Annotated in this window: 14 protein-coding genes; all 14 read right to left on the bottom strand. The window is 29.1% G+C overall.

Features of this window, described 5'->3' with window-relative positions:
- Window positions 1-104: 104 nt before the first annotated feature.
- The 14 genes from LPB03_RS11015 to LPB03_RS10955 all read right to left on the bottom strand — a co-directional run bounded on the left by LPB03_RS11015 (window position 105) and on the right by LPB03_RS10955 (window position 15,180).
- Window positions 105-545 carry a 3-hydroxyacyl-ACP dehydratase FabZ family protein gene (locus LPB03_RS11015; RefSeq protein ID WP_065319662.1) on the bottom strand — a complete coding sequence of 147 codons (441 nt, stop codon included), beginning with the start codon at window positions 543-545 and terminating at the stop codon, window positions 105-107.
- 38 nt (window positions 546-583) lie between these two features.
- Entirely contained in the window at window positions 584-1,636 is a 1,053-nt protein-coding gene (locus tag LPB03_RS11010; protein WP_065319661.1) for a type III polyketide synthase, read from the bottom strand.
- Between the two features lie 142 nt (window positions 1,637-1,778).
- Window positions 1,779-2,510, bottom strand: a complete 732-nt coding sequence (locus tag LPB03_RS11005; RefSeq protein WP_065319660.1) for a methyltransferase domain-containing protein — start codon at window positions 2,508-2,510, stop codon at window positions 1,779-1,781.
- Window positions 2,510-3,646 (bottom strand): NAD(P)/FAD-dependent oxidoreductase, encoded by a 1,137-nt coding sequence (locus LPB03_RS11000; protein ID WP_065319659.1) that lies wholly within the window; start codon window positions 3,644-3,646, stop codon window positions 2,510-2,512. The genes LPB03_RS11005 and LPB03_RS11000 overlap by 1 nt, the downstream gene beginning before the upstream one ends.
- A gap of 106 nt (window positions 3,647-3,752) precedes the next feature.
- The gene (locus LPB03_RS10995) at window positions 3,753-4,862 is read right to left on the bottom strand and encodes an NAD(P)/FAD-dependent oxidoreductase (RefSeq protein WP_065319658.1); all 1,110 of its coding nucleotides are present in this window, start codon (window positions 4,860-4,862) and stop codon (window positions 3,753-3,755) included.
- Entirely contained in the window at window positions 4,863-5,333 is a 471-nt protein-coding gene (locus LPB03_RS10990) for a GNAT family N-acetyltransferase (protein WP_065319657.1), read from the bottom strand. It lies immediately after the preceding gene.
- A complete protein-coding gene (locus LPB03_RS10985) occupies window positions 5,330-6,058 on the bottom strand; it encodes a hypothetical protein (protein WP_065319656.1) in 729 nt (242 codons plus the stop codon). The genes LPB03_RS10990 and LPB03_RS10985 overlap by 4 nt, the downstream gene beginning before the upstream one ends.
- 35 nt (window positions 6,059-6,093) lie before the next feature.
- Window positions 6,094-7,176, bottom strand: a complete 1,083-nt coding sequence (gene dinB, locus LPB03_RS10980) for a DNA polymerase IV (RefSeq protein WP_065319655.1) — start codon at window positions 7,174-7,176, stop codon at window positions 6,094-6,096.
- A gap of 98 nt (window positions 7,177-7,274) precedes the next feature.
- A complete protein-coding gene (locus LPB03_RS16765) occupies window positions 7,275-7,415 on the bottom strand; it encodes a hypothetical protein (RefSeq protein WP_170324218.1) in 141 nt (46 codons plus the stop codon).
- Between the two features lie 37 nt (window positions 7,416-7,452).
- Window positions 7,453-8,295 (bottom strand): alpha/beta hydrolase family protein, encoded by an 843-nt coding sequence (locus LPB03_RS10975; protein ID WP_065319654.1) that lies wholly within the window; start codon window positions 8,293-8,295, stop codon window positions 7,453-7,455.
- 117 nt (window positions 8,296-8,412) lie between these two features.
- The gene (locus LPB03_RS10970; protein WP_065319653.1) at window positions 8,413-9,036 is read right to left on the bottom strand and encodes a LysE family transporter; all 624 of its coding nucleotides are present in this window, start codon (window positions 9,034-9,036) and stop codon (window positions 8,413-8,415) included.
- 82 nt (window positions 9,037-9,118) lie between these two features.
- Window positions 9,119-10,462, bottom strand: a complete 1,344-nt coding sequence (gene gdhA, locus LPB03_RS10965; protein WP_065319652.1) for an NADP-specific glutamate dehydrogenase — start codon at window positions 10,460-10,462, stop codon at window positions 9,119-9,121.
- A 169-nt stretch (window positions 10,463-10,631) separates the two neighbouring features.
- Complete coding sequence (gene gdhA / locus LPB03_RS10960; protein WP_065319651.1) at window positions 10,632-11,969, bottom strand: NADP-specific glutamate dehydrogenase; 1,338 nt, start codon at window positions 11,967-11,969, stop codon at window positions 10,632-10,634.
- 178 nt (window positions 11,970-12,147) lie between these two features.
- Window positions 12,148-15,180, bottom strand: a complete 3,033-nt coding sequence (locus LPB03_RS10955) for a PEP/pyruvate-binding domain-containing protein (RefSeq protein WP_065319650.1) — start codon at window positions 15,178-15,180, stop codon at window positions 12,148-12,150.
- Between the last annotated feature and the right edge of the window lie 62 nt (window positions 15,181-15,242).

Raw genomic sequence — 15,242 nt, 5'->3', positions numbered from 1 at the left:
TATGCTGATTTTTTGACACGGATTTCATGGATTTTCACAGATTTGACTCTTCTTAACTTATATTTTTCATACCTGAAAGATTTTTAAAACCTGTCAGATCTATTCTAAATTATTAACATTCCAGAAATTGTTCCTCTACAAACCAATTCATTTTTCTCATTCATCATTTTAACTTTACATTTTAGTTTGTTAAATCTAAAATATTCTTTTTCTGAAATAACAGTTACTTTTTCGTTTGGTAAAACAGGTAAAAAGAAATCGATATTATTAGACGTTAAAGCAATTTTTGGTTTTTTTTCTTCGGATAAAATTTCATCTTTCAAAAGAAAAATTCCTAAACAAACTAAACCAATTTGTGCCATTGTTTCCGTTAAAATAACGCCTGGTGTAATTGGATTATTTTTAAAATGGCCTTCGTAAAAAAACTCGTTTTTTTTAAATGTATAGTTTCCAATAATTCCATTTTCTGAAATTTCTGTGAGTTCATCAACAAACAAAAATGGTTTTTTATAAGGAAGGTTTTTTATGATTTCAGTTTGATTCATTCGCTTTATTAAAAATAATTTTTGTTATTTCTACAAATCTACCATTCCAACAAAATTCGTTGTGCAGAAAAACCTGGGCCAAAACTTAACATTAAACCTCTTTCACCTTTTGCAGGATTTCTATCCATAAATCGTTCTAAAACGTATAAAACTGTTGCACTAGACATATTTCCATACAAACGTAAAACTTCTTTAGTATCGTCTATATTTTTGCCTAAAACTCCAAATAAATCTTCTACAGTTTGTACAATTTTCTTTCCTCCTGGATGAAAAATCAAGTGGTTTACATCGTCAATTGTTAACTTATTTCGTTCTAAAAAAGGATGTACAATTGCTGGAAAATGATCTGAAATTTTCTGTGGAACCTCCTTGTCTAAAATCATTTGCAAACCAGAATTCACCAAATTGAAACCCATCATATGTGTTGCATCGTAAAAATGATACATGGCTTCATCAACGATTTCTGGACCTTTATCATCTTTATAAGAAGATAAAATTACAGCTGATGCTCCATCACCAAAAATGGCTGCACTTACAATATTTGCCATAGAATAATCTTCGAGTTGAAACGTTGCTGTTGGTGCTTCTACAGCCACAACAGCTGCTCTTTTATTTGGATTCGATTTTAAAAAATTCTTTGCATAAATAATACCTGAAACTCCTGCTGCACAACCCATTTCAGTTACTGGTAAACGCACAATATCTTGTTTCATTTGAAGCGAATTAATCAAATATGCATCCATAGAAGGAATCATAATTCCTGTGCAACTTACTGTAATTATATAATCGATTTCTGTAGCCTTTAAATTGGCTTTTTCTAACGATTTTTTGAGTGATTGCTCTGCTAATTTTACAACTTCTCTTGCGTAAATATTATTTTTATCTTCGAAAGAAGTTGCTGTAAAAACTTCTTCTGGATCCATAATTGAGTAACGTTTATCAACACCTGCTCCTTCAAAAAGTTTAGTGACTTTTCTTTGAAAACGAGTGTCTTGATCTTGCATCCACATTTCTACAAACGGAATGATATCTTTTGTTTCTCGATAATACTTTGGAAGTTGTTTTGCAACCGATGTTATTTTTACTTTCATATTTTGTTGTTACACTGAGATTCACAGAGTTTTTTCACAGAGATTCTCGGAGTTATTCTATATATATTTTTTGACACAGATTTCACAGATTTTCACTGATACAAATGCTGTAATTTTCTTTAACTTAAATGACTAACTTACTTCAATCTTGAACCTTAAAATTTGAACTCTTCAGAATCCATAAAAAACGAAATGCCCATTTCCACGAAATTTCTGGTTTCAAATTTATTTTTTCTGACATTTCTACTAAATCCTTCCTTTTAAAACCTCTTAAAACGGATGTTAATCCATCTTCAATAATCATTTTGTTGCTGATGAAAATTGATAGTAACATAAACAAATAATAAGCTAATTTATGTCTGTGTAAATCGTTTACTACAATCCCTATTTTGGTTTGTTGTAACGTGTTTTTTAAAAATGAAACTAATGCTGGTTCCTTAAAATGATGAAAAAATAAGGTTGCTAAAACAACATCAAATTCACGTTTTTTAAAATCTTCAGAAAAAATATCTTGGGTTTCAAATGTTAACTCATGATACTCTAAAGATAATTCATTTGCATAATCAATTGCTGTTGGATTTGCATCAATTCCAATTAATTTGAATTTATAATTGTTTTTTCTCCCGAATTTTGCAACATCTCTCAAAATATCTCCATGACCACAACCAACATCTACAATGGTAATTTCTTTATCTTTTGGATGGTTTTTTAAGATTGATTTTAAACCATTTACAGTTACTTTATTTCCTCCTAACCATCTATTTATATTTTCTAATTTATCTAAAGTATCTCTTAATAAATCGCCACCAATAGAAAAATCGTCCATCAATTCTTCTTTGTCTGTTCTTTGTTTTGTGCTGATAAAAAAGTCCATTATAGCTTTATTGGTTTTCCATGTGTTTGTTTAATAATCATTGGCAATAAAAACGGCATTTTGCTTAAAATTTGTAGTAAAACGTTTGCAATTTTATCGTTTCTGAACAATTTTGCAATAAAATGACCTGATTTTAAACGCCAACTAAATTGATGATTCCATTCTGAAATATAGTTGTTTTCGAGTTCTTTTCTTGTTAAATTTTTATCATCTAAATAATTTAGAATGAGTTTAGACGCAATTTGCGCAGATTGGATTGCCATACTCATTCCATTTCCACAAAGTGGATGAATCATTCCTGCAGAATCTCCACACATTAATATGTTATTTTCTACAGGATTTTTGGTTTCAAAAGAAATTTGACTAATAGATAAAGGTTGCTCAAAAATTGGCTTTGAATTTTGGAATATCTCCTTTAAAAAGGTGTTTTTGAATACTACATTTTCCTGAAAATCATCAATATTCTTATATTTTTTAAAGGATGAAAAACTAGTGATATAACACAAATTAATCACATTATTCTCTACTTTAGAAACGCCACAATAACCACCTTTAAAATTATGAAGTGCCACTAAATTTGTTGGAAATTCTCCTTTTACATGAATCTTAACACCCAAATAAGGCGATTTTTTTTTGATGAAAGTACGTTCCAATTTTACATCTAATAACGAACGTTTACCAAAAGCGCCAATGGTTATTGTTGATGTAAAAGTGTCGTTTTCTTTCGTTTCTACACTAAAAACAGCATCTTTAAAAGTAATATTTGTAGCAACGTCTTGTAAAATTACAACGCCATTTTCTTTTGCTTTTTCTGATAAAATGAAATCTAATTTGTAGCGAGAAATTCCAAAACCACCTAAAGGTAATTTTGCAGAAATTAGGTTATTATTTGTAGTTGATAATTGAAAATCATCAATTTTTACTGCACCAAAATCAAAAGGATTGATCTCTAAAAAAGACAAATAAGGCAATACTTCATTAGATATATATTCGCCACAAACTTTGTGTTTTGGATAGCTATTTTTTTCTATCAACAAAACACTTTTGCCAAATTTTGAAAGATGAATTGCGTTACACAAACCTGCTAAACCTCCACCAATAATAATTACATCAAAATTTGGGGAATTTTCTTTCATTCAACTAAATTACTGAACAAATTTGAATAAGAATGCAAACACATCTTAAATAATTTAGCATTTAAATTCAAAATACTAAAAAAGAGAATTATAATTTCTTGTTGGCTTAATTAACCAAATCTGCCAATTCTTTACCCACCAAACTACCAATGGCAATGCCCATTCCTCCTAAACGAACTCCACAAAACACATTGTTAGAAAGTTGTTTTACAATGGCTTTCTTTTGATTTCCAACACCCATAATTCCACTCCATCTGTGTTCAATTTCAAAATTTGTATTGGGTAAAATGGTTTCTTTTAAAATTTTTTCAAGTTGATGTTGTATTATCTCAGTTTCGCCAAATTCTGAAGTTTCTTCTGTTTTAAAATCGAGATTTCTTCCTCCACCAAACAAAATACGATTGTTAATATTTCTAAAATAATAATAACCTTTGTCTAAATGAAAAGTACCTTTTATTGGTAAGTTTTTAATTGGCTTTGTAATAAGTACTTGTGCTCTTGCAGGTTGCACATTTTCCTTTAATAATTTATTAGCAAAACCATTTGTTGCAATTAATAATTTTTTAGTGTAAAAATCTAATCTGTTGGTTTTTATGTTGATATTTGCACTATTTTCTACAAAACTTTCAACTGAAATATTGTTTAAAATTTTTACACCTAAAGCCTGTACTTTTTTTAGTAGTTCTGATGCCATTTTTCCAGTATCAATCTGCCCTTCAAAATTATTAACAATGTATTGTTGATGCACTTTTTGAAAACCAAAACGATTAGCACAAACAGAAAAAACATCTTCTTTAAAAATAGGTTTTAATAGCTGGTTTATTGCTTCTTTTTCAGCAATACATTTCTCAAAAAAATCTCCAGATTCACATAATTCAAAGCCTTTATTTGGCTGAAAATCGATGTTTTTATCACCCAAATTTTTACGCAATAATTGCAATCCTTTCCAACGTTTATCTACCAAATTAAAAACTTCTTCTTCTGTATGAGAATTTAAATCATCAATAATTTCTGACAAACTACCAAAACAAGCAAAACCTGCGTTTTTTGTACTTGCACCTTGAGGTAACATTCCTTTTTCAAGAATTAAAATTTTTGCTTTTGGATACTTTTTTTGGAGTTCTAAAGCACAATTTAAACCTACAATTCCACTACCAACAATTGTAAAATCGATGTTGGTAAACCATTCTTTTAATTCCCAGTAACTGTAGTTCATTTATAGTTTTTTTTCGAAACAAATACTATTTTCCATTGCTGTGTATTGCCCATAATTTGGAATAATTTTATAACCACATTTCTTATAAAATTGTATAGCTTCAATTTGTCTTTTTCCTGTTTCTAAAACACATTTTTTATTGCCTAATTCTTTTGCCCAAATCTCTAATTCTGATATTATATTTTGTGCAAAACCTTGTCCTCTTTTTTCTGATACAACAAACATTCTTTTTATTTCCACAGAAATCTCATCGAACTTTTTTATGGCTCCACAACCAACTGGAAAATTTAATTGTGCTGAATTTATTTCAGTATCATCATAAAGTACTACAACCTGTTTTAGAACATCAATATTATTAAATTGATTATAAAAAGTATGTTCATCACCATCAGTAATTTTAAGATACGCATCTAATTGTTTTACTAAATTTATAAAATCTGAACTCTCTGAATTTGTTCTTACAATATTCATTTTATATTATTTTCTGATAAAAGCTGTTTTTGTACTTTATTATTATTAATTATAACTTTTTTATAGTCTTCAAAGTTCTTGTAATTATTGGGCGAATCTTTAATTTGATCATATAAAAATGTTTTATCTATTTGAGGATAAATAATAATTGTTTCTCCAAAACGCAAATCGAAAAGTTTCATGTTTACTAAAAGTACAGAAAAACCATCAGGACTTGCAGAAAAAACCCAATCATAAGAATTGTTAGAAACTTTAAAATCCCCTTCAGCAGTTAAATAAGGGAAATTTCTAGATTCTACCAGATACGTTTCAACAGAATTTATATCATTTGTTAAAATAAATAGCGTTAGTTTTTCTGTGATAACATCACTTTCAGGATCTATGTATTCACCTATTTTTATCCCTTTAAAAATAGTGCTATCTTTTTGTATCACAAAAGGAAAACCAGAAACAGCATAATCGTAAACAGCAACAGGAAATGGAGATTTATTCAAAGGTAAACTCTTATAATAATCACCAAATTTTTCATAGTTTTCTATATCTTGTTTAAAAAGTTGATGATCTCTTCTTGAAGTATCTAAATGTTGTAATGCTTTTTCATTTAAAGAATCTAAATGCCAATTTTTTTTATTTAACTCTGTAGTTTTTTCTTCCTTAACTTCTTGCTTTTGGCAAGATAAAATAAAGCTCAACATTACTAAAGTTAGTATAATATTTTGTTTCATCTCTAAAAATTTTTAATATATTAAACTGCAAAACATCAAAACTTAAATTTTAATTGCACCCAAACTGGTTCTTTTTTGTTAATGTTCAAATTGCTAAAAGAAAGTCCTAAAAGGCGTACAGAATTTTCTAATTCTTCTTGATATAACAACTCTTTTACAATGGGGAAAAACTCGCTTTTTTTACTCATATAATGCTCTACAGTTTTACTTCTTGTTTGTCTCGTAAAATCTGAATATTTAATTTTTAAAGTGATGGTTTTTCCTTTAGAATTACTTTTTTCCATCCGTTTTTCAATTTCATCAGCAATATCATGTAGCTTTTCTAACATAAAAATTTCAGAAGAAATATTTTCAAAAAAAGTACGTTCTGCTCCAACAGATTTTCGGATTCTATTGGGTTTTACTTCGCTGTTATGAATTCCCCTAACAATATTATAATAATGATTTCCAGATTTACCAAACAAAAGTGATAGTTCTTCTAACGATTTTTTCTTTAAATCGTTTCCAACAAAAATGCCCAAATTATACATTTTTGCAGCAGTTACTTTACCAACTCCGTAAAATTTATTGACAGGTAATTCCTCTAAAAATTTGATGACTTCTTCTGGATGAATTGTTTTTTGTCCATTTGGTTTGTTAATATCTGAAGCTACTTTTGCAATAAATTTATTAATAGAAATACCTGCTGATGCTCGTAAACCAGTTTTATCATATATTTTCTGGCGGATTTCTCTAGCAATATCATTTGCAGAAGGATTGTCTTTTTTATTGACTGTAACATCTAAATAGGCTTCATCTAAAGAGAGTGGTTCCACCAAATCTGTATATTCGTAAAAGATTTCTCTTATTTGTGCTGATAACTCTTTGTAACGTGCAAAATCTGATTTTACAAAAATAATATGTGGACATTTTTGTTTCGCCAAAACATTGCTCATAGCAGATTTTACACCAAATTTTCTGGCTTCATAACTTGCAGCAGAAACTACGCCTCTATCTCCTCCTCCACCAACAGCAATGGCTTTTCCACGCAATTCTGGGTTGTCTAATTCTGCTACAGAAGCATAATAAGCATCCATATCTACATGAATTATTTTACGAAAAGGAGGTTGTAATTCCATCTTTCGAAAATACGAAAGATGTTTCTTTTTTTTATGAAAACAAAAATCTTATTAAGATAAAAACCACCAATTAAATTGATGGTTTAGAAAAAGTTTAATTAGCTAGATGCTTGTGCTTTTTTAGGATTTAACATAATAAATGTTCCTAAAGCTGTTAAAGCTGCATATTTACCATAATTTCCTAGCTTTTTAATAGCTGCTTTTCTGTCAATTTCTTGATCTTTTTTTTCTGTTATCATCTATAAGTGAGGTTATTTTGTTCTCAAATATACAAAATTAATTTCCTAAAAAATCAATACAAATTTCGGTAACTTCTTGTAATTCTTTTGATACGTTTTCTTTTTCCCAAGGATGAGAAACATTAAAAACGTGATCTGCATTTTCGATAATTTTTAAAATGCTTTTAGAATTCCAAGAATTTATTTTATGGGCTTCATCAACAAGAATTGAAGTGTCTTTATTTCCGTGAATTACCAATTGTGGAATGTTAATTTGTTCTACAGCTTTTTGAATGTTTAAACGCTCTTCATGAACTTTAAAATTTTCATAAAACTGAATATAATGAGGCATTTTTTGTTTTGTTCGTCCATTAACAACATATTTTACGCCATCTTTTTTCCAATTTTCTAAATCGCCAATTGTAGAACTTCTTGAGCCAATATCTGAAATTGCTGCCAAAGAAATTACTTTTTTTATTCTTGCATCTTCGTTGGCTTTTATCAACACAATTCCTCCACCTCTACTGTGTCCAATTACAGAAATATTGTTAATATCAGCTTCTTTTTTATATTTTTCTTCGGATGAAATCCAATCTAAAACACTTTCTAAATCATCTAATTCTTTGGTGTAATTGTTATTCCCAAAAGCTTCTAAATCTGGAAAATCAATTGGGTTTTCTGGAGTTCCTCCATTATAAGCAAAATTAAATTTTATAAAGAAAAAACCAGCTTTTGCAAATTCTTTAGCCATTAAATTCCAAGCTCCCCAATCTTTAAAACCTTTATATCCATGACAAAAAATCACTACTTTTTTAGGCTGATGATCATCAACATAAAAAACATCGGTTACAATAGGTTTTTGGTGTTTGCCTCCAACTAATATGTTTTTGGTTACTTTCATAATATTATTGTATAAAAAGATTCAATTATATCACCTAAAATAAAAGAAAATATCGAACTAAAAAGATTAAAAAACTGCTGTTATACAAAAATATAATAAAAATGAATTCAAGTTATATTATTGGATGTACAAATAAACAGCATTTGCAATTGCAACAAAACCTGTTAAGCATCCTAAAATAAAATCCATTTTTGTGGCAATATATGTTAATTTATCCTCAATTTTATTAGCAACAATTGCATAGACAGCATATAATGTAAAAGACCCCATTGTTGAGCCTATTGAAAAGAAAAACCCGTTTAAATAGGAGTATTCAAAATACTCTAATCCTATTAGAAAGGAAATTGATGTAAAGTAAAAAGGAATCGCAATTGTGTTTAAAGAAGACATTAAAATTCCATGAAAATAGGCTTTCGATTTAGGAATATCTTCTTTTTCTTTTTTCTCTTTTGATGTATAATGCAATCTAAAAAAATTGATAGATAACAAAAGTAAAATTACAGTTCCTATTTTCTGAATTAAGGTAATATATTCTGAATTTTCCATTAAAATATTAGATAAATACGCACCAATATTTGCCTGAAAAAATAAAACAGTTGCATACCCACCAATTAAGTAAAGTGCTGCTTTTACACCATTTCTTAAACTAAACTTTACCACTGTTAAATTTAGAAAACTAGGAGTTATACTGCCTCCTGCAGCAATCATAAAACCCAAACCTATAAAGAGAAGAATATCCATATTTTTATATATCAGCAAAAAAACAAAGAAACGCATTAATAAATTAATGCGTTTCCTATTTATACTAACTTAATTACTTTCTTTAAATAACACCTTGAGCTAACATGGCATCTGCAACTTTTACAAAACCTGCAATATTTGCACCAGAAATATAATCTATAGAACCATCTTCTTGCTCTCCATATTGTACACAAGAATCGTGAATATCTTCCATAATATCTTTTAATCTAGAATCTACTTCTTCTCTAGACCAAGAAATTCTTAAAGAATTTTGACTCATTTCTAAACCAGAAGTTGCAACACCACCAGCATTACTCGCTTTTCCTGGAGCAAATAATATTTTTGCTTTTGTAAACTCGTGCACTGCATCTGGAGTAGAAGGCATATTTGCACCTTCTGAAACACACATACAACCATTTTCAATTAACGTTTTTGCTTCTTCTCCATTTAATTCATTTTGAGTTGCACAAGGCAAAGCAATATCGCATTTTACAGACCAAGGTCTTTCTCCTTTAACAAATTTTGCATTTGGATATGTATCTACATATTCGCTAATTCTACCTCTTTTTATATTTTTGATATACATTACGTGTGCTAACTTTTCTGTATCAATTCCATCTTCATCAAAAATATAGCCTCCAGAATCTGACAATGTTAAAATAGTTGCCCCTAATTCAATTGCTTTTTCTGCTGCATATTGAGCAACATTTCCTGCACCAGAAATAACAACTTTTTTACCTTTAAAAGAATCGTTTTTGCGTTTTAGCATATTGTCTGCAAAATAAACATTTCCATAACCTGTTGCTTCTGGTCTAATTAAAGAACCTCCCCAAGATTGCCCTTTACCTGTTAAAACTCCAGTAAACTCATTGCATAGTTGTTTATATTTACCAAACATAAAACCAATTTCTCTTGCTCCTACTCCAATATCTCCAGCAGGTACATCTGTATTTGAACCAATATGTCTAAATAATTCGCTCATAAAAGCGTGACAAAAACGCATAATTTCGTTGTCTGATTTTCCTTTTGGATCAAAATCTGAACCTCCTTTTCCTCCACCCATTGGCAACGTTGTTAAAGAGTTTTTAAAAACCTGCTCAAAAGCTAAAAACTTTAAAATACTTGCATTTACTGTTGGATGAAAACGTAAACCACCTTTATATGGACCAATTGCAGAGTTCATTTGTATTCGATATCCTCTATTTACTTGAATTTCTCCATCATCATCTACCCAAGACACTCTAAAAGATATTAACCTTTCTGGCTCTACCATTCTTAAAAGAATGTTTTTACCATTATAAATATCATTTTTTGCGATATAAGGAATTACAGTTTCTGCAACTTCTTGAACTGCTTGTAAAAATTCGGGTTCATGGTTATTTCTTGTTTTAACCATTTTCATAAATTCTTTAATTTTTGATTCCATAATTTAGAGTGTGTTTTTTTACGAATTGTACAAAATATAATGCTGTAAATATAATAATTTTCAGTTATGTAAAATTAGATATCATAAATTTTAAGGTTGATATTTTAGCAAAAAGCAAAAAAAAAGCATCATATAAATGATGCTTTCTTTTTTGAATTGAGTCTTTTATTTATATTACTCCTAAATCTAACATAGAATCTGCTACTTTAATAAAACCAGCAATATTTGCTCCTTTTGCATAATTTATATAACCATCCTCTTCTGTTCCGTATTTTAAACATGCTGTATGAATAGAATGCATAATCTGAAGCAATTTTTCATCTACTTCATCTTTTGTCCAGCTCATTTTCATAGAGTTTTGAGTCATTTCTAACCCAGAAGTTGCAACACCACCAGCATTTACTGCCTTACCTGGTCCGTATAAAATTTTAGCATTATGAAATACATGAACAGCCTCTGCAGTACAACCCATGTTAGAAACTTCTGCTATATACTGTACACCATTTGCAACTAATTTTAGGGCATCATCTCCATTTAATTCATTTTGAGTTGCACAAGGCATTGCAATATCGCATTTTACACTCCAAGGTTTTTCGTTCGGATAAAATTTAGAGTCTGGAAATTCTTCTGCATAAGGAGAAACAATATCATTATTAGAAGCTCTTAAGTATAATAAGTAATTTATTTTATCGGCATCTAAACCTTTTTCATCATAAATATATCCATCAGGACCAGAAATTGTAACTACTTTTCCTCCTAATTCAGTAATTTTTAAAGCAACTCCCCAAGTTACATTTCCAAAACCAGAAAGTGCAATTGTTTTACCAACAAAAGTGTCGTTTTTAGTCTGTAACATTTCTTTTGTAAAGTAAACGCCACCAAAACCTGTTGCTTCAGGTCTTATTAAACTTCCTCCCCAATTTAAACCTTTTCCTGTAAAAACGCCTGTATGCTCTTGTTGTAATTTTTTATACATACCATACATAAACCCAATTTCTCTACCACCAGTTCCAATATCTCCTGCTGGTACATCTGTACTTGGGCCAATCATTCTCCACAACTCTAACATGAATGCTTGACAAAAACGCATAATTTCAGTGTCCGATTTTCCTTTAGGATTAAAATCTGAACCTCCTTTTCCACCACCCATTGGCAATGTTGTTAACGCATTTTTAAAGATTTGCTCAAATCCTAAAAACTTTAAAATACTTAGATTTACACTTGGGTGTAAACGAATACCTCCTTTGTAAGGACCAATTGCATTATTAAATTGAATTCTGTGCCCTAAATTTACTTGCACTTGACCTGCATCATCAATCCAAGAAATTCTAAATGTTAAAATTCGATCTGGTTCTACTAAACGCTCTATAATTTTAGCAGCTTCGTATTGTGGATTTTCATTGTATATTGTTTCAATAGATTCTAAAACCTCCTTAACAGCTTGTAAATATTCTATTTCTCCAGGGTGTTTAGTTTCTAGATTTGTTAAAATTTCCTTTACATTCATAATGATACAATTAATAAATTTTTATTGAATAAATTTAAGATCAAAAATACATTTTAAAATTGATTGTGTATGAAATTAAATAAGGTGTTTTTTGATATTTAACAATAGTTTATCCATTTTTTGCGAATTTGACTATTTACCAATATATTAAAGGTGTGTTTTTTATTATATATCTATTTTACATAAATCCTTCTGGTGGTAATTCTTCAATTGATTCTTCTATATTTGAAATCGTATTTTCTAATAAAATATCTTCTTTAAAAATAGCTGCCTTATTGTTTTCACCATCAATAACAACTGTAAGTTCCTTTTTAAAAGAAATGTGTCTTAAATATTTATTTTCAAAAACAGCTTCTTGTTTATTTAAATAATCAACATCAAAAAAACCATCTTCTATAAATGGATTTATAGTTAAATAACCGACTTTGAAAGACGTTAAATTTTGGAAAAAATGGGTTCCCTGACTTGGATCTATTCTAAAATTATTTAAACCCGATTCTACAATTATTTTTGCTGCAGAAATTTGCGACCAAAGTACAGGAATTCCTAACCAAGAATCGCTAGATCCCCATCTTCCAGGACCAACCAAAATATAAGGTTTATCATTTGCCACAAATTTTTTATTAATGGCTTCAACAGCATTTGCAATATCTCTTGTGTTGGCAGCACTAAAAGTCTCTGGTTTTACATATACTACATCAAATATATTCTCGTATTTTCCATTTCCTAAAGCAGATTCAGAATAAATTATCGTTTCAGAAACATCTAGATTTTTAGGTAATTTACTAACAGTTTCCATACTTTCTATGATGGGTCTTATCTGTAAAAAACTAAATTCTTTGGGCTTTCCTGCTGGTACATCTAACTTTACAGCAAACTCTATTTCTATTGGGCTTCTCATTTCTCTTTGCCCAATTCGTAACAATTCTTGCAAAATTTCTGGTAATGGAAATGTATTGTATTTCAGAATATTATCGAATGTAATTACACGAACTCCATCATGCATTACACCTGGTCTTATTGTATTGTTTTGTAAATCGTATGTAGAAGCTACAAATTTTAAAGAACCATGGTTTTCTGCTTGCCTTATAGATACTTTCTTTTTGTTGATGGATTCACATGTTGAAATTTTATAACTATCAGGATTTAAATCTAAACCATAAAAATGTTGTTGTGTATCTCTTTGTGTAGAACCTGGAGAAGATAGTTGTAATACTTTCTTTGGATAATAAGGTGAAAAACGCAAGGTTTGCCCTCCACCAACAATAATTTCTCCTAATCCTAGAGCAATATTAGCAATTCCTTCATTCGCTTTTTCATCGCCAATAGGATAAAAATTAATGGAACGTGCTACTCCAGAAATATTAGGGTAATATACATCTTGGTATTGTTTGCCTGTAACTTCTTGCAAAATTACAGCCATTTTATCTTCTTCTATAGTATGTGCTATGGCTTTAAGATATAATTTACTGTTTTCAAAAAAAGCAGATGCAATAACCGATTTTATGGCATTAGAAACCATTTCAACTTTTTTATTGATTTCAGAATCTGGAATCATATAGGTTGCAAAAACACCTGCAAATGGCTGATAGTTAGAATCTTCTAACAAACTAGAAGATCGAACAGCAATAGGACATTTGGTTGTTTCTAAAAATGCTCTAATATCTTCTAAAGCCCATTTTGGTAAATCTTTTGAAATAAATTCATGCAATATTTTTTCATCATCTGTACATTCTGCAGCGAATTTAATAAGTTTATGAGTTTCTATAAATTGATCAAAAACGTCGGTACTAATTACAACTGTTCTTGGTATGGTTATACTAACGTTTTCGTATTTATTGTATAAATTATTTCGTTTTAAAAAGGAATCTATAAAAGCTAAACCTCTTGCTTTTCCTCCTAAAGCACCTTCACCAATTCTTGCATACCCAACAAAACCATCATACCTATTTTTATTAAATTTTACAATTACTCCTCTAGATCTATAAACTCTATAAGCTTTAATTGAATTGATTAAAAAATCTCTTATTTCATTGTTATTTTCAAATTCATCATACTCAATAACGCTTAATAAATTTGCTAAAGGAAACAATGCTCTAGATTTTAACCACTTAGAAAATTCGCTTCTTGTTGCATGATACATTAAACAATCTTCAGTAACATGTTTTATTGCATTTTGAAATTCACTTAAATCTTTAGCTGTTGCCAAAACTTTCATTTGTGTAGGATCCCAAAACTCAAAATCGCCAAAAGCAAAATATTTTATGATATAGTTTTTTATGTCTACTCCTAAAGTTTCTGAATGTTTGTATAAAAATTTTCCTTTCAATTCTAAAGCACGGCTTTCATTATCTGCATTAGAAGATTGAATTAAAAAAGGGAAATAACGCTTGTAATTTCTTACATAATTTAATAACAAAAAGCCAGCTTCTTTATTTCTAACACCATCTTTGTAATAATTAACATCTGATATTACTCCTAATAAATTATCTTTAAACGTATCAAATAAATCAATTCCTTCTTCAAAAGTTGTGGCTAGTAAAATTTTTGGTCTTCCTCTCATTAAAAGCATTTTTCTATGCTCATTTAATCCTTCAGACATAAATTCTTGCGTTTGTTTAAGAAGTACTTTATAAATAATAGGAATATATCTGGAGTAAAATTTTAATGAATCTTCTACCAATAAAATAGCTTTAACACCCACAACATTAATGTCGTTTTCGGCATTCATTCTATCTTCAGTAAGTTTTATAATCGCCAAAAATATATCTGCATTTCCATTCCAATGAAAAACAAAATCGATACTATCTGTATTTTCTTTTTGTAACTTACTTCTTAATTGAGAAGAATGATGACTTAAAGCCGCAATTGGTACATTAGGAAACGCTTCTTTAATATTTTTTGAAGCTTCAAAAGCTTTATAATTGCCAATATCTAACCACGTAATTACAATATCAATTTGATGAGTTTCCATCATTTTTATTGCTCTTTTTGCAGAATTTGCATGAATAAAATTTGGTGGATGTCTTAAGTTTAAAGAAGTATATTCGTTAAAAATTCGTTCTTCGATTCTACCATCTTCTTCAAGCATGTAGTAATCGTAATTAGAGCAAACAATTAGTACCTTATTAATTCTATTTTGCATTAATTTATCAAAAGTTACCTCTTTAAATGCGTATGTTTTTAAATTAGGTAAGATATTTCTCTTCATTTTGTTCCTCTTTTATAATTTACAAGGTATTAATTTTCCTGTGTATATTTTTCATAAAAATA

It is taken from the genome of Polaribacter vadi (assembly GCF_001761365.1).
GTDB lineage: Bacteria > Bacteroidota > Bacteroidia > Flavobacteriales > Flavobacteriaceae > Polaribacter > Polaribacter vadi.
This window is presented reverse-complemented; position numbering and strand designations above follow the sequence as displayed.